17 protein-coding genes and 1 pseudogene are annotated in these 15,019 nt (G+C 42.0%); 16 read left to right on the forward strand and 2 right to left on the reverse strand.

Annotated elements, in window-relative coordinates:
- Positions 1 to 214 precede the first annotated feature (214 nt).
- Positions 215 to 1,258 carry a flavin reductase family protein gene (locus L1267_RS16410; RefSeq protein WP_235383457.1) on the forward strand — a complete coding sequence of 348 codons (1,044 nt, stop codon included), beginning with the start codon at positions 215 to 217 and terminating at the stop codon, positions 1,256 to 1,258.
- The gene (locus tag L1267_RS16415) at positions 1,255 to 2,316 is read left to right on the forward strand and encodes a fatty acid desaturase family protein (protein WP_235383458.1); all 1,062 of its coding nucleotides are present in this window, start codon (positions 1,255 to 1,257) and stop codon (positions 2,314 to 2,316) included. The genes L1267_RS16410 and L1267_RS16415 overlap by 4 nt, the downstream gene beginning before the upstream one ends.
- A 29-nt stretch (positions 2,317 to 2,345) precedes the next feature.
- Here L1267_RS16415 and L1267_RS16420 read toward each other — a convergent pair whose 3' ends face one another.
- A complete protein-coding gene (locus L1267_RS16420; protein WP_054553546.1) occupies positions 2,346 to 2,702 on the reverse strand; it encodes a winged helix-turn-helix transcriptional regulator in 357 nt (118 codons plus the stop codon).
- Positions 2,703 to 2,829: 127 nt separating this feature from the next.
- Between L1267_RS16420 and L1267_RS16425 the strand changes: the two genes are divergently transcribed.
- The 6 genes and pseudogenes from L1267_RS16425 (at position 2,830) to L1267_RS16450 (ending at position 7,584) form a co-directional block, all read left to right on the forward strand.
- Entirely contained in the window at positions 2,830 to 3,411 is a 582-nt protein-coding gene (locus L1267_RS16425) for an NAD(P)H-dependent oxidoreductase (RefSeq protein ID WP_235383459.1), read from the forward strand.
- Between the two features lie 9 nt (positions 3,412 to 3,420).
- A complete protein-coding gene (locus tag L1267_RS16430; protein WP_062565842.1) occupies positions 3,421 to 3,969 on the forward strand; it encodes a redoxin domain-containing protein in 549 nt (182 codons plus the stop codon).
- A 9-nt stretch (positions 3,970 to 3,978) separates the two neighbouring features.
- Positions 3,979 to 4,344: a hypothetical protein gene (locus L1267_RS16435; RefSeq protein WP_235383460.1), complete on the forward strand. Its 366-nt coding sequence runs from the start codon at positions 3,979 to 3,981 to the stop codon at positions 4,342 to 4,344.
- 12 nt (positions 4,345 to 4,356) lie between these two features.
- The gene (locus L1267_RS16440) at positions 4,357 to 5,559 is read left to right on the forward strand and encodes a low temperature requirement protein A (RefSeq protein ID WP_235383461.1); all 1,203 of its coding nucleotides are present in this window, start codon (positions 4,357 to 4,359) and stop codon (positions 5,557 to 5,559) included.
- A 273-nt stretch (positions 5,560 to 5,832) separates the two neighbouring features.
- A pseudogene (gene dkgB, locus L1267_RS16445) lies at positions 5,833 to 6,639 on the forward strand (2,5-didehydrogluconate reductase DkgB); the annotation flags it as partial.
- A gap of 60 nt (positions 6,640 to 6,699) precedes the next feature.
- A complete protein-coding gene (locus tag L1267_RS16450) occupies positions 6,700 to 7,584 on the forward strand; it encodes an alcohol dehydrogenase catalytic domain-containing protein (RefSeq protein ID WP_235383471.1) in 885 nt (294 codons plus the stop codon).
- Positions 7,585 to 7,622: 38 nt separating this feature from the next.
- Here L1267_RS16450 and L1267_RS16455 read toward each other — a convergent pair whose 3' ends face one another.
- Positions 7,623 to 8,477 carry a DUF417 family protein gene (locus L1267_RS16455; RefSeq protein ID WP_235383462.1) on the reverse strand — a complete coding sequence of 285 codons (855 nt, stop codon included), beginning with the start codon at positions 8,475 to 8,477 and terminating at the stop codon, positions 7,623 to 7,625.
- Positions 8,478 to 8,751: 274 nt separating this feature from the next.
- Between L1267_RS16455 and L1267_RS16460 the strand changes: the two genes are divergently transcribed.
- From L1267_RS16460 to L1267_RS16495, 8 genes are all read left to right on the forward strand, one after another.
- The gene (locus tag L1267_RS16460; RefSeq protein WP_235383463.1) at positions 8,752 to 9,582 is read left to right on the forward strand and encodes an AraC family transcriptional regulator; all 831 of its coding nucleotides are present in this window, start codon (positions 8,752 to 8,754) and stop codon (positions 9,580 to 9,582) included.
- 26 nt (positions 9,583 to 9,608) lie between these two features.
- A complete protein-coding gene (locus L1267_RS16465; RefSeq protein WP_235383464.1) occupies positions 9,609 to 10,211 on the forward strand; it encodes a LysE family translocator in 603 nt (200 codons plus the stop codon).
- 59 nt (positions 10,212 to 10,270) lie between these two features.
- Entirely contained in the window at positions 10,271 to 10,981 is a 711-nt protein-coding gene (locus L1267_RS16470) for an AraC family transcriptional regulator (RefSeq protein WP_328248035.1), read from the forward strand.
- 98 nt (positions 10,982 to 11,079) lie between these two features.
- Positions 11,080 to 12,000 (forward strand): DMT family transporter, encoded by a 921-nt coding sequence (locus tag L1267_RS16475; protein ID WP_235383465.1) that lies wholly within the window; start codon positions 11,080 to 11,082, stop codon positions 11,998 to 12,000.
- Between the two features lies 1 nt (position 12,001).
- Entirely contained in the window at positions 12,002 to 12,190 is a 189-nt protein-coding gene (locus tag L1267_RS16480; protein WP_235383466.1) for an Rrf2 family transcriptional regulator, read from the forward strand.
- A gap of 429 nt (positions 12,191 to 12,619) precedes the next feature.
- A complete protein-coding gene (locus L1267_RS16485) occupies positions 12,620 to 13,534 on the forward strand; it encodes an alpha/beta hydrolase (protein ID WP_235383467.1) in 915 nt (304 codons plus the stop codon).
- 57 nt (positions 13,535 to 13,591) lie between these two features.
- The gene (locus L1267_RS16490; RefSeq protein ID WP_235383468.1) at positions 13,592 to 14,527 is read left to right on the forward strand and encodes an alpha/beta hydrolase; all 936 of its coding nucleotides are present in this window, start codon (positions 13,592 to 13,594) and stop codon (positions 14,525 to 14,527) included.
- 107 nt (positions 14,528 to 14,634) lie between these two features.
- Positions 14,635 to 14,922 (forward strand): hypothetical protein, encoded by a 288-nt coding sequence (locus tag L1267_RS16495; RefSeq protein WP_235383469.1) that lies wholly within the window; start codon positions 14,635 to 14,637, stop codon positions 14,920 to 14,922.
- Positions 14,923 to 15,019: the final 97 nt, after the last annotated feature.

Consider the following 15,019-nt stretch of genomic DNA (forward strand, 5'->3'; position numbering starts at 1 on the left):
TTACCTACATGAGCTGAACCTATCAAGCATATCCCCATGAATTAAAATAAAAAGCAGCTATTCCTAAAGCTCTCCTTATCACATTTTAAATTCTTAAAAGTTGAATAAAGCTCCGTCAATTTAGAGCTAATACTCAAATTAGACTTGCAATTATCACTTTTCGACTTACACTTGTGCGTTAAGTGAGCGTACACCTGTAAGCTAAAGGCAAAAAATGAGCGCGTTATTTAATTCATTATCAAAACACTTATTACATCATCAATCATGGGCTGGATACTGGGAACCTGTGATCCAGTGCTTTAAACCTGGCTGGCGCGAAGGCTACTTTCGTGCACAAGTAAAACACGTACAAGTGTTTGCTGAACAAAGTGTTGAGCTGGTTCTTGAACCAGAAAAAGCATGGCCAATTCATCAAGCAGGCCAGAATATTGCGTTAACTATACAAACAAATGGGCGATTGCTAACGCGTGTATTTACTATAGCCAGCGAACCACACATGGCAAAACAGCAAGGTCAAATTAGGTTACTGATCCGCAGTCAAGAGGTAGGCGCGTTTACATCAAAGCTAACTAGTCTGAAGTCTGGGCAATGGCTTAATATTTCTGAGCCTAAAGGCCAGTTTGTTATGCCAAACACTGCTCGCTCTTTAATTATGCTTGCCGGTGGTTCTGGCATTACGCCATTTATAGCTATGCTTAAATCTATACCCGCTGATAGCAAAAAAACCATAACCTTGCTTTATTACGCAAAACCAAACAGCCACTGGCTTAAAGATGAGCTTGAGCAACTAAAACAATCACTGAGCAATTTTGATTACCACTTACTTGAGCGCAGCAAAGATGGCGATGCGACGACATGGCTGAAACCAAATGCGCATAAACACTGGTTAGTATGCGGCCCAACTTCTTTGTATAACCAAGCAGCTACTTTAGCTGAACAGTTAGATACACCTATAAATAGTGAGCATTTCAGTGCAGTCCCTGCTGTTTTAGCAACCTCTGATAAGCACGAACTAACACTCACTCATCAGGGCAAAACATTCACGATTGATAACCAACAAACCTTACTGACCCACTTACAAGCGAATAAGCAACCGGTGACAGTTGGCTGTGGTATGGGCATTTGCCATCAATGCCAGTGCGTTAAAAAGCAAGGCATAGTGCGTGATATTCGTACCGGTGAGCTCTCTGATAGCTCAGAGCAATTAATTCAACTTTGCATATCGCAACCAGTCAGTGACGTGGAGTTATCAGCATGAAGACAACAAAAACAGTCAATTTTGAAAAATTAGCAGCTCAACTCGATAGCGTTAAAGCAGATGTAAAATCAAGGCTCGGTGAGCAAGATGCAAAATATATTCGCCGCGTTATTGTTTGCCAGCGAGTGTTTGAATGGAGTGGCCGAATTTTATTAATGCTAGGCTTTATTCAGCCAGTTTTATGGCTCGTGGGTGTGCTTAGTTTAGCCACAGCAAAAATCCTCGATAACATGGAAATTGGCCACAATGTGATGCATGGCCAATACGACTGGATGAATGATAAATATATAAATTCAAAGTCTTACGAGTGGGATATAGCGTGCGATGGAGCTAGTTGGAACCGCGTTCACAACTACGAGCACCACACCTATACCAATATTATTGGTAAAGATCGCGACTTCGGTTATGGATTACTGCGCTTATCGAATGACTTTCGTTGGCGGGTAAAAAACCTGTGGCAATTTGTCACTTACCTATTACTCAGTGTGCTGTTCCAATGGGGTGTGTCGTACCATGAAATGGCAGCCGAGCGAGTATTTTTTGGCAAGAAAAAAGATGACCGCGATTACAAAGTACCGCACAGCGAACTTAAAAAGCGCTTTTTTAGTAAAGGTGCACGCCAGCTAGTGAAAGACTACCTGCTCTTTCCATTGCTTGCTGGGCCTTTATTTTTGTGGGTTTTCACAGGTAACCTAGCGGCTAATTTATTACGTAACCTGTGGACCTCAACCATTATCTTTTGCGGGCACTTTACCGGTGAAGTTGAAACATTTAACCAGCAAGACTGCGAAAATGAATCGCAAGGCCAATGGTATTATCGCCAAGCGTTGGGCTCATCAAATATCAAAGGGGGTAACCTGTTTCATGTAATGACTGGGCACTTGAGCTATCAAATAGAGCACCACTTATTCCCAGACTTACCAGCAAAGCGCTACCGCGAAATAGCCCCAAAGGTGCAAGCTATCTTTAAAGAGCACGGTATTCACTACAATACCGGCGGCTTCTTTCGCCAGTACTTTTCTGTAGTAAAACGAATTGTACGCTACTCTTTTCCGTAAATAATGAACGCCAGTGCAAAGTACTGGCGTTAAATCTCATTCGATTCAGACCAAACCCGTAACTCATCAAGAATATGCAGTGCTGAGCGGCCAAAGTCAGTAAGCTCATAGGTCACCGCTATCGGACGCGTACTAATAACATGACGGGTGATCATCGCTCTACTTTCAAGCTCTTTTAGACGTTGGTCGATCATTTTTTTACTTGCACCACCCAGCATGCGCGTTAAATCATTAAAGCGCACAGGGCCATCTTTTAAATGATAGATAATAGAGCCCGTCCATTTACCGCCAATCAAACGCATGCCTTTTTCAATAGCACACGGCTCCATGCAAGCATTTAAAACTTTTTTTCTACCCTTACTATCTGTTTCTACTGAACTTTCCAAAACATCCTCGCATTTTTCAGCCTAGTTACAAAAAGGTAACTGGTTGATTAAATAATCTAGGTTACTATTATATACCACAGAATGTATTTTGAACACGATAAAGTAACTAGCAAACGGATACTCAACTATGAAAAACGTATTAATTCTTAACGCACATCACTATTACCCTTTTTCTGAAGGTAAGTTAAATGCTGCTTTAATCGAAAAAGCCGACGCTTTTTTTCAAGCAAAAGGCTATCAAACTCGGGTGGTTAATACACAAGACGAATTTGATGTAGAAACTGAACTTGAGAACCATCAATGGGCAGATATCGTCTTTTTGCAATCACCTATTAATTGGATGGGCATGACTTGGTCATTCAAAAAATACATGGATGAAGTGTACACCGCGGGCATGGGTGGAGCGCTTTGCCATGGTGATGGTCGTCATCAAGACAATCCAAAAGCCAATTACGGTAAAGGCGGAACCTTAAATAACACTCAATATATGATGTCGCTGACTTTAAATGCACCTGCAGAATCATTTGCAGATGCCACTGACTTTTTTGAAGGTAAAAGTGTTGATGACCTTGTTTTCCCAATGCATATGAACTTTAAGTTTTTCGGTATGCAAGCGTTACCTACTTTCGCCTGTTATGACGTGATGAAAAATGCAGACATCGACAGCGACTTTGCGCGCTTTGAAAAACACTTAAACGAGAACTTTTAAGGAGCACTCATGAGTAACGAATCTATTTATAGCAATAAACTTCATCCGGGCAGTGCTTTTCCTAGTATTAGTGCTGCACTATTGAATGGTGAAGAGGCTGTTCTTGGTCAACCTCAACACGGTGCAAGCTGGCAGCTTGTTGTTGTTTATCGTGGTAAGCATTGCCCTTTATGTACTCGCTATTTAAATAGCCTCGAGCAGTACAAAGCTGCGCTATTAGAAACGGGTGTTGATGTAATTGCTGTTTCAGGTGATAGCAAAGAGCAGTTAGAAGCGCATTTAGAACAGTTATCTGTGTCATTTCCACTTGCTTACGGTTTGACTACAGAGCAAATGCAAGCATTAGGTACTTACATATCTGATCCCCGTTCACCGCAAGAAACAGATCACCCTTTCGCAGAGCCTGCACTGTTTGTGGTTAACGAGCAAGGTAATGTACATGTGGTTGATTATTCTAATAACCCATTTGTAAGACCTGATTTAGCAACCTTGGTAAGTGGACTTAACTGGATACGCGATCCAAAAAATAACTACCCAATTCGCGGTATGCATAAATAGAGAGTAGCCATGAGCAAATTTACAACTTTGCTGATTGGCTTGGTGAGCATAATGATGTGCTCACCACATGCCTTTTCAGCACAACTCCCCCATGCACATATTGCTTCACCTAATCACTATGAAGTATTGCTAGATAACAGTGAAGTACTTGTTTTGCGTATGACTTTAGCACCAGGTGAGCAAGATAATTGGCATAAGCATAATGCTGAAACTGTCTATTTTGAGACAGGTGGTAAGGCGACCATCAGTACAAAAGGGTCACAAACAACACTTGAGATCCCCAATGGCTATGTGATGTGGCATGACGCATGGACTCATCAAGTCAAAAATGAGGGTGAAACCACCATCACTGCAATTATTGTCGAAAGGAAATAGGTAGGATCAATTATGGCATTAGAAAACCACCCAATGTGGCGCTTACCTAAGCATCACCTAGATTTAAAAAGTTCACATGACCATGTTCATTGGGTTGAATTATTTTATGACCTTATCCATGTGGTAATCATTTTTCTGCTAGGTAATTTTTTAAGCGACCACTTACATTTAAGTGGTTTTCTTACTTTTGCAGGTTTATTCATCACCGTATGGTTCGCGTGGGCTGACTCCAGCGTTTTTAACTCACTCTATGTCAGTACCGATGTAAAACATCGGCTGATCATGGCCTGCCAAATTGTCACCGCCATGGTTATGGCAGCCTCTATTCCCCATGTACTTGACAAAGGCTGGACATATTTTGCATTGGCCTATGCCGCAAACCGACTTATTACAGCGTATTTATTTCATCGCACCAATCAATTGGGGATCGAATCAACAAAATTAGCACGCACTGTGAGCCGTAACTACTTTGCTCTTGCCATTATCTTTGCGACCACAGCTTTTATGCCTGCACCCTATCGTTATTGGGTATTTGGCACTGCGATTGCCGCTATCCAAGTTTTATATATGGCTCCAAAAATTGGTGTACTTGAAAATAAACGTTTTTTACCACGCCTTGGGCATATGTCTGAGCGCTTTGCCCTTTTACTGCTCATTGTCGTAGGCGAAGGTTTCTTTAAATTGGTGATTACTTTATCAGAAAAAGGAATTTATAAAGTCGACCCCTCTGTACTAGCTAACTTTATGTTTGGCGGTATTGCAGTATTTGTGCAATGCTGGATTTACTTTGACTTTGTTGGCAATGGTAAACCTAAAAATCAGCATAAATGGACACTCGTAAGTTGGTGGTTAGCACACCTATTTTTAATGTTATGTGCAGTTATGGTTGGCGTTGCACTCGCCGGCGAAGTGAAAGCTGGGTTTTGGCAACCTTACCCACTTAAATATGGTGTCATTGGCTGTGTAGGGTTAGCAGGCTACTTATTGAGTTTATTGTGGATCCAGTTAATGATCGAACACCGCGTAGCCCATCGTTTTGCAACAGCTAAAGTAAGAATGTTTGGCGTTATACTCGCTTTAGTTACCATTCCCATTTTACCCCATGTGCCTTCGCTCATTGGCAACTTACTTTGGGGCACAGCAATGATTTCACAAATTGCCTACCCAGTCACTCGCGCATACTTTACCCTTTCAAAAGAAGAAGCTAATTCATAACGATTAAAACACCTTTGCAAAAACGACAAAGGTGTTTTGTTATCCCTGCTGTTTTTCGTAAAGACTTTCCTAGCAATAATATCGCTATTCAATCATCCCTTCTTAGGGGTTGAAACAAGCATTAACGGACTCATGTCATAACTAAAGGCAATGAAAAATGCCGGTGTGAATCACATTGGCCTGCACTTTAGACGTAACGAATTACCCATCGAATGGGTATTAAAGCACATCGGCGAACATGTTTTGCCCACGTTCCATAATTAAGGAGTTATGATGTCACAATCAATTATACCAAAACTGGGTTTTGGTACATTTAGATTACAAGACGAAGTTGCATATCAAAGTGTGCTAACAGCTCTTGAAGAGGGCTTTAGACACATCGACACCGCGCAAATTTACGGTAACGAAGAAGCTGTTGGCCGAGCGATTAAAGACAGTGGTGTTGCACGTGGTGAGTTATTTATTACCACCAAAGTATGGAATGATAAGTTAAATAAAACGGACTTTATTAACAGCGTCAAAGAGAGCCTGACTAAACTGCAACTAGATTACGTCGACTTACTGCTTATTCATTGGCCAAGCCCTGCTAATGGCGAGAGCATGGATGAGTATTTAACCGAATTACAATCAGCAAAAGAGCTTGGTTTGACTAAAGAAATTGGTGTTTCAAACTTTACCATTGCACAAATGGAAGAAGCCTTAAGTATTTTGCCAAAAGGCGCGTTATTTACCAATCAAGTAGAAGTACACCCCTACCTAACCAACCAAAAGGTACGTGATTTTTGTACGCAAAACGACATTCTCGTTACCGGCTATATGCCATTTGCGGTAGGTAAAGTACTTAAAGATCCAACCATTAAAGCGATTGCAAACAAACACCAAGTAAGCACTGCTGAAGTGGTCATTGCTTGGGAATTAGCGCATGACATGGTGACGATACCGTCATCGACCAAACGCGAAAATATGGCTACCAACTTAAAAGCCCTTTCGCTTAGCTTAAGCCAAGACGAGATTAATCAAATTGATGCCCTTAGCTGCGGCGACAGGCAAGCGAACCCGGATTTTGCTCCTAACTGGGATCATGATCAAGTAAAAACAACTCACGCTTGGCAATTTCAAGGGGCTGATAAAGCACTCGCTTTGGGATTAAAAGGTGTACCAGCACTTAAAGCAGGGCAAATTTTAGTCCGCAACCTTGCGGTTGGTATCAATCCAGTTGATTGGAAGTTTATCCAAGCCAATCCTATTAATTGGCCAGATGCACACACGCCAGGCGTAGACGGTGCTGGGGTTGTTGAGCAAGTTGGCGATGGCGTAGATAGCAAACTAATTGGTAAAACCGTCGCTTATCATCACAGCTTGAGTGAAAACGGCAGCTTTGCTAAGCACTCGGTGCTTTATGCTGAACGTGTTATGCAGGTACCAAAAGAGTTAGCTGCTAATGTTGCTGCTGCATTGCCTTGCCCACTGCTTACTGCGTGGCAAGCCTTTAGCAAAATACCACTACGCAAAGGCGAAAAAGTATTAGTTACCGGCATGGGAGCTGTTAATAAACTGCTGACGCAAATGCTGAACCACAGTGGCTTTGAAGTTCATGCATTATCAAAAAGCTTAACGGCAGAGCAAGCAGAAAAGCTTGGCGTTAAGTTAGTATTACGCGACGCGCCTTCTAAGGGTGGCTACTTTGCACTCTTTGATGCTAACGGCCCTGAAGAAGCTAAAAGGTTAGTGCCACTCCTACAAGCAAATGGTCATGTGATCAGTATTTTAGGGCGTATTGAAACCCCAGTCGATGAGCCATTCACACGCACTATTTCTTATCATGAAATTGCCCTTGGTGCATTACATGATTATGGTGATACACAGCAATGGCAACGTCTTGTAAGTGATGGCGAAAAGCTCCTTAATGACATTGCGTCGGGTACTTTAAATGTTGAAGAACCTACAGACTTTGAATTTAACAATCTCAACGATGCGCTTGAGTTTTCTAAAGTTCAAAAGCAAAAAGCCGTTGTAGTTGTTTAGTGATCATTTAAAAGGCCTCTTCTGAGGCCTTTTTTATTTTATGCGACTGTTTCGTTGGCTGTATTATTGATTACAGCTAAGTGATAAATAATCACTAAGTTTGCAATAAACCACAGATCTTTAATCACAAATTGACCAAGTCCTGCTAAAACGGTTGTACTGCTAAGCGCATTCGGTGCGGTAATTAAAAATGTTTGTGTCATGATAAAAACAGCACTGCAGGCAAGCCCAGCTAACACTATTAGTTTGTTGTTCTTAATTAACAAGCCAACACAAAGCAACAGCACACTGACAATATCAAACACGCCAATAACATTCGACGCACCCTGCACACTAAAAACCTGATACAACCACGACATAAACGGCGATGTTTCTACAAGGCTCACAATTCCCTTCGCTTCAAAAGCAAAAAACTTCATGGCGCCAATCCAAACCAGCACTAATGCCACCGATGCATAATTCAGAGCAATATGCGCTTTATCAGTTAAAGCATCCTTGTAAAACACAAATATAAACAGTGGAATAACAGCAAAATACTTAATGATCCCCTGCCCCGACCCAATTACAGGAAAGCCTCCTTCACTTGCAAGCCAACGATTAGCGCCAAACAGCGTAATCAAACAGAGCAGTGATATAGCAAATGCAGTAATGGTAGGAAGCGCCCTATTTATAAACCCTAAATGTGAATGAAGACTGGTAATGCCAACAAAGCAAAATGCAAAGCCTGCGATCATACTCATGATGTGAGCTGGCACCTGAGCGTCTAATTTATAAAATGAAAAGATACTGCCAATGGCATTGGGGTTTGCTCCCAAGATAAAAGACAAACCCAATAACGAAAAACTGATGGTGATAAGTGCAACCACTAAATTATTTGCTGTACGTAAATTCATTTAAACCCCACTTTACTGCTTATTTAAAAGACCCAAGTTAGGGATAAAAACATTCACGCTGAATTAAAAAATAAGAAAAGTCTGAGCATTAGTTTATCTAGGTAACTGAAAAACAATTAAAAGCATCACTGCTTTTTACCGTTATTCGCTGTTAATTAGGCAAAAATAAATCTCTTTTATTCAATACCAGCAATTTTGTTCAAGTTTTTAGGTTGCCTGCTTCGCTATATTGGCGTAGGAATAATAACGAAGCGCACAACTTTCAGGAGCATCTGTGAGCAAAGACAATCACTTTAAGTACATTAACAACGAACAGCATCAAAGCATCTCGATGTTGACTGCGACTATGAGTGATTTTACCTATGCAAAGCATGCTCACGAAGAGTATTCAATTGGCATTACTCTACAGGGACGGCAAGATTTCTTTTGTCGTAATGCGTTTTATAAAAGCTTACCTGGCAATGTCATTTTGTTTAATCCTGAAGATATTCACGATGGTCACTCTGGCACTGAGCAAAACCTAGAGTATCTAATGCTGTACATTCATCCCGATGAATTTCAGCCGTTGTTCAAAGCGCTTGGGTATAAGGAAGATTGCACATTACGTATGGCAAACACCTTGTATGCTGATCCATTACTGCGTAATCAAGTGATTAACTTATCGAGGCTTTTACAAACCAATAGCACCAGCAAAATAGAGCGAGAAGCTGCGCTATTGCAAATGGCGCAGTCTTTAGTCAGGCTCAACGGCAGCCTTGATTTGCCAACTTTAAACACCCGTGTTGATAGCTTACTACTGCGCGCAAAAGACTACATTTTGGCAAATATCGACAATGACATTTCTATTGATGACATTGCCCATGCTGCCACTATGTCGAAGTATCATTTTATCCGCCGCTTTCGCGAGCACTTCGGTATTACTCCACATCAATATGTTTTGAACTGTCGTATTAATTATACCCGTAGAGCGTTACAAGTTGGCCGCGATGCCACCAGCGTAGCGGTTGAATCTGGCTTTGCAGATGCCAGTCACCTCAATCGTAACTTCAAACGAGTATTCGGTATGACACCAAAACAATTTCAACTGCAATGGGCTCGTAGATAGAGCTAAATTACTGATTTGGAGCTGTTATGGCAGATATTTTTGCATATGCTATTGGCATTATGTACACCCCTGGGCCAATCAATTTACTCGGTTTAAGCAGTGGCTTAAATAAACAAACACGTTCACACCTTGGGTTTTTTATCGGCGTGGGTAGCGCGATGTTTATCTTATTTGTGCTGCTTGGCTACCTTGGCTTACAAGTGATCAACCCGCAGTTTTTGCCTTATGTGAGCTTAATTGGTTGCGGCTATATTTTGTATATTGCTTGGAAGGTCGCAAAAGCAAAAGTACAGGTGAGTGATACCTCAGCGGATGCCTCACTTAGCTTTATCGATGGCCTGTTTATGCAGCTATTAAATCCAAAAGCCTTGGTGGCCACTTTGCCAATTGCTACGATTCAGTTCCCAAGCGCAGATATTACCGGCGCTGCAATCGTATTTTGGTCTCTTATTTTAGCCATACTTGCTTTTGGTGCTCCTACAAGTTACTCGTTAGCGGGCTTAATGCTTGGCAAGCAAGTATCACGGCCGGGTGTTTTTAACATGTTTAATAAGCTGATGGCTATTTTGTTGGTTTATGTCGCACTAATGATTGCCTACGAGCATGTGCTAACCCCGTTAATGGCCTAAAATTGATCATCCCTCGCAAAAAGGCATAATAGCGTTATTCAGCAAACGGTTATCACAAAATGATGCAAGGCAATCTATCTATTCGTTCTTACAGTACTAAGCCTGTTAGTCATAGCCATGACTATCATCAACTTGTACTGCCCTTAAAAGGTGTGATTGCTATTAGTGTGGGTGATTTTCAAGGTAAGGTCGCCCCCGGTGAATGCGTGGTTGTCAAAGCCTCGCAAACACACCTGTTTACCGCAATGCCAGAGGCACGATTTGTGGTGGCTGATATGTCAACGCTACCGGATAACCTGGCCACTGCTGAGCGCCGCGTGTTTGCTATTAATCAATCACTTTGGGCATTTTTGCAGTTTGTGGCAAAGCAACTTGAGCAAGCGGTTAATCGTGAATTAGAACTTGCCATGTTTAACACCTTCAATTTGCTGTTAGCTGAGCAAATTATGCAGCCTAAGGTCGACAGCCGTATTAGCGAGGCCCTGCTTTATATTGATAGTCACTTAGGCACTCCTCTTCAAATCAAACACCTTGCCAGCATTGCCTGTTTAAGCCCAACGCAATTTAAGCAGCTGTTTAAGCAACAAACAGGATTGACTGTCATGAACTATGTAACCAAACAGCGAATGGAAAAAGCCCAAGCCTTGCTGAGTCATACCGACTACCCGTTACAGCGCATTAGTGAGTTAGTTGGTTACAATGAGCTTTCATCTTTTAGCCGCAGTTTTTCAAAGTACTTTGGTTTATCACCAAGTAAATTCAAAAAGTAACTTTAGTTTTTAACGCCAACAAAACCGTCCTTTTTGTCAAAAATTGTGCATCAATTTTGATTATGCTTTTGATATCTTAAATTTAAAGCGAATCATCAATGAACCATACCATCGCGACCATTGCCGTTTTAGTTGCCAGTGTGTTTTGGGGTACAACAGGCACGGCCGCAAGCTTTGCACCAGACATCAGCCCTTTTGCAATAGGTGCGTTTGCGATGGGATTTGGCGGCGTATTACTTTGTTTAACCTCACTAAAACAGCTAATAAACAATGCGAGTACACTACGTAAGCACTACAGCCTAACCCTACTAGGTTCAGCCTGTGTTGCTATTTATCCGCTGGCATTTTATACCTCGATGAATAGCGCTGGTGTGGCTATTGGCACTGTTGTTTCGATTGCCAGCGCCCCTTTATTTACCGTCTTATTGGAATACTTTATTGAGAAAAAGCCCATTGCAACTCGCTGGCTAGTCAGCTTTTGCTTTGGTGCTATTGGTATTGGCTTTATCGCGTTAGGCAAAGAACATAACCTTGCTGCTAAGGGTCTATTTAGCCAAAACATCGGCATTTTACTTGGCTTAATTGCAGGGCTTACCTATGCAGGTTATTCATGGGTTGCCAAACGTTTAATTAGCAACGGCGTTCATTCAAGAGCGACTATGGCAAGCCTATTTGGCGGCGCAGCATGTGTGCTTTTGCCTTCGTTATTGATCACTGGCGATGCGCTTTTTACCTCAGTTACCAATACCAGCGTGGCGCTGTACATGGCCATAGTACCGATGTTTTTAGGTTATTGGCTATTTAGTATTGGCTTAAAAACCATCGCGGCCAGCCAAGCCGTACTCATTACTTTACTTGAGCCGATTATCGCCACCATACTGGCTATTGTGATTTTAAATGAGCAATTTCAGCAAATTGGCTGGCTTGGAATTGGCTTAGTGAGCGTTAGCTTGATAATTCAAACAGTTAATATTAAGCAGTTCGTGATACATTGCAAAAAACGTATGTTGACGATTTAAGATGAGAAAAGACAGCCGACCTGTCACATCAGAGACATTAGCAAGCATGTTAATGACCAACCCTTTGGTCGTGCGCCGTACTATGGCGTTACTGCGCCAAGCAGGTTATGTATCGGCAATTAAAGGTCACAATGGCGGTTGCCTACTGGCCACTCCCTTAACAGACATCATCTTATTTGATATTCACTAAGCGCTTGGCGAAATGAACCTGTTTGTAATTGGTCTAACCGATGAGCACAGCAACTGCCTATCAATTGGCTTGCAGCAATAAAAATAGGCAATAACAGCCAAATTGTGAGCCTTATACTTATAAAGCAAGCGGTATTTCGATTTTAGATATACAAATTCGTCAGTACCACGTTGTAGAGCAAGTATTATAAAGACCCTGCAAACCTTACCATTTCATGCGATTAAGTAAATCCTTAGCCTATTCTGGTCATTTTCTGATTGCCTCTCATAGAGCTTTTTCGGCATTTTAGACAAACACCTTGTCATTTTAGGCAAAAATTCGTTTCAGCCAACTTCTATACTTAATCTCAATCAAGGACGCAAAGCAAAGAGCTCTGCAATCGAGAATAGTCTCTGTCCTTACTTATTAACCCAAAGAGGATTTACGCTCATGAACAAAGTTACTTTTCCAAACACTAACGGTTTAGATATTACTATCGCTGGCTTATTAAATTTACCAGCTGATTTTGATGAAACGAAAACCTACCCAGCCGTTGTCGTATCGCACCCAGGTGGTGGTGTTAAAGAGCAAACAGCAGGGACTTACGCACGTAAACTAGCTGAGCAAGGTTTTGTCGCTATTGCGTACGACGCATCTTACCAAGGTGAAAGCACTGGTGAACCACGCCAACTTGAAAACCCACATGTTCGTACCGAGGATGTGAGTGCAGTAATCGATTACTTAACGACCTTACCTTATGTAGATAATTATCGCATTGGCGCAATGGGTATCTGTGCGGGGGCAGGTTACACCGCAAATGCTGCAATTAACGATCGCCGTATTAAAGCAGTTGGCACGGTAAGCATGGTAAATATTGGTCAAATGTTCCGTAATGGCTGGGATAACAATGTAAAAGACAGCGACGCTATCCCATATATCCAAGCTGGCTCTGATTCTCGCACATCGGATGCTAGTGGTAACGACATTGCAACTATCCCAATGGCACCACTTAAAGAAGAAGATGCACCAAACGAAGAGCTCCGCCAAGCGTGGGAATACTATCACACAGACCGCGCCGCTTATTGCACTGCACCGGGTTTTGCGACTGCACGCAGCTTAAATCAAATCATCACTTATGATGCATTCTTTAAAGCTGAAGCATTTTTAACGCAACCATTACTGACCGTCGTCGGCAGCATTGCGGGTAGCAAGTGGATGAGCGATGACCTAATGGCACGTGCTGCATCTAGCAGCAAAAACATGTACATCGTTGAAGGTGCAAACCACATGGACCTATACGATGGCGAAAGTGAAATCACTGAAGCAATCAGCGTATTAGCCCCTTTCTTTACAAGCAACCTGTAATTATTGATCTGTATGAGCCCGAACAGGGCTCATTACTAAAAGCATTTAGGAGCAAACATGAACATTCAAAAAGTTAGTATTCAAAACCACGATATGGCGTGGGAAATCTCAGCACTTGTTTTAACGCCTGCTAATTTTGATGAGTCAAAAACCTACCCAACCATGATCAGTGTTCACCCATTTGGTAGCTGTAAAGAACAGACCTCAAGTAGTGTTTATGGTAAAGCACTTGCTGAAGCAGGTTATGTGGTTATTGCCTTCGATGCCAGCTATCAAGGTCAATCTGGCGGTACACCTCGCTTTATTGAAAACCCATCACAACGCGTTGAAGATATTAGCCATGTTATTGATTATGCAGTGACACTCCCTTATGTCGATAACGAGCGCATTGGCAGCATTGGGGTATGTGGTGGGGGTGCTTATGTATTTAACTCTGCACTGACTGAAAAACGCGTAAAAGCCGTTATCGGCATTACGCCAGTTAATTTAGGTCGTTTATTTAGAGAAGCATTCACCGAGTTTAACCCGCTTGGCGCACTTGAAGCGATGGCGGCACAACGAACTGCTGAAGCACTTGGTGGTGATTTACAAGTTAACGAATTACTCCCACCAAGCATTGAGTTTGCCCGCGACAATGGCCTGACTGAACGTGATGTTTTCGAAGCGACTGATTACTACAAAACACCGCGTGGTCAAAGCGAAGGTGGCGCAACACGTATGTTATTTTCTCATGCACAAAAAACCCTCACTTGGGATGCTTTCGCGTTTGCCGAAACATTAATGACTCAACCTATGATGGCTGTAATTGGTCAAAAAGTAGGGGCATTTGGTGCATACCGTGACGGTAAAGAAATTTACGGAAAATCATTTGCATCAAAAGACAGACAACTCGTTGAACTAGAAGATTGGTCGCACTATGACCTGTACGATAAGCCTGAACCAGTTGCGTTAGCGATGCAGCAAATACTGCCTTTTTTAACCAAGCATTTATAAAAAGGCACTTGTAAGCTGAGCATGCATAAAGCAAAGAAGTTAGGCATCATGCTTGGCCTAACTTACTTTTGTTGTTGATTTGAATGTGTGATTTTAGGAGTTAACGAATGATTAAATGGCTATTTATAATACTCGCAGTCGTCGTATTAGGGCTTTTATCTCTTGCCATTTGGGTCACACAAACCGAAAAATCACAGCATGCTAAAAACAGCTTACGTCTACACAATGCGGAGCCGAACATCACGCTTGATGCCAAAACAGCCGTCGTGGTTTTTTCTCGCTCTGGGAATACTGGGGTTTTAGCAGATCACATAGCGCAAAAGCATAACGCGGAGCTGTTTGAGATAACGGCTACCGATTACGAACTAGTACTTCATCACACAAGTTCTGACTAGTTGAGGGCACCATAAGCCCTCTCAAGTTTTTCACGAGCTGATTCAACATTAAATAGCCAGTTTATACTTGTTCTTTCTTTATTCCTGCTCCATTCCC

Source organism: Pseudoalteromonas sp. OFAV1 (assembly GCF_021532595.1).
GTDB lineage: Bacteria > Pseudomonadota > Gammaproteobacteria > Enterobacterales > Alteromonadaceae > Pseudoalteromonas > Pseudoalteromonas lipolytica_C.

What these genes read in the sequence shown, in the direction of transcription:
- L1267_RS16465 (WP_235383464.1), top strand. Translation starts at nt 9,609, where the DNA reads ATGGCAGATATTTTTGCATATGCTATTGGCATTATGTACACCCCTGGG.
- L1267_RS16435 (WP_235383460.1), top strand. Translation starts at nt 3,979, where the DNA reads ATGAGCAAATTTACAACTTTGCTGATTGGCTTGGTGAGCATAATGATG.
- L1267_RS16490 (WP_235383468.1), top strand. Translation starts at nt 13,592, where the DNA reads ATGAACATTCAAAAAGTTAGTATTCAAAACCACGATATGGCGTGGGAA.
- L1267_RS16485 (WP_235383467.1), top strand. Translation starts at nt 12,620, where the DNA reads ATGAACAAAGTTACTTTTCCAAACACTAACGGTTTAGATATTACTATC.
- L1267_RS16440 (WP_235383461.1), top strand. Translation starts at nt 4,357, where the DNA reads ATGGCATTAGAAAACCACCCAATGTGGCGCTTACCTAAGCATCACCTA.
- L1267_RS16425 (WP_235383459.1), top strand. Translation starts at nt 2,830, where the DNA reads ATGAAAAACGTATTAATTCTTAACGCACATCACTATTACCCTTTTTCT.
- L1267_RS16455 (WP_235383462.1), bottom strand. Translation starts at nt 8,477, where the DNA reads ATGAATTTACGTACAGCAAATAATTTAGTGGTTGCACTTATCACCATC.
- L1267_RS16410 (WP_235383457.1), top strand. Translation starts at nt 215, where the DNA reads ATGAGCGCGTTATTTAATTCATTATCAAAACACTTATTACATCATCAA.
- L1267_RS16475 (WP_235383465.1), top strand. Translation starts at nt 11,080, where the DNA reads ATGAACCATACCATCGCGACCATTGCCGTTTTAGTTGCCAGTGTGTTT.
- L1267_RS16495 (WP_235383469.1), top strand. Translation starts at nt 14,635, where the DNA reads ATGATTAAATGGCTATTTATAATACTCGCAGTCGTCGTATTAGGGCTT.
- L1267_RS16430 (WP_062565842.1), top strand. Translation starts at nt 3,421, where the DNA reads ATGAGTAACGAATCTATTTATAGCAATAAACTTCATCCGGGCAGTGCT.
- L1267_RS16470 (WP_328248035.1), top strand. Translation starts at nt 10,271, where the DNA reads ATGATGCAAGGCAATCTATCTATTCGTTCTTACAGTACTAAGCCTGTT.
- L1267_RS16480 (WP_235383466.1), top strand. Translation starts at nt 12,002, where the DNA reads ATGAGAAAAGACAGCCGACCTGTCACATCAGAGACATTAGCAAGCATG.
- L1267_RS16415 (WP_235383458.1), top strand. Translation starts at nt 1,255, where the DNA reads ATGAAGACAACAAAAACAGTCAATTTTGAAAAATTAGCAGCTCAACTC.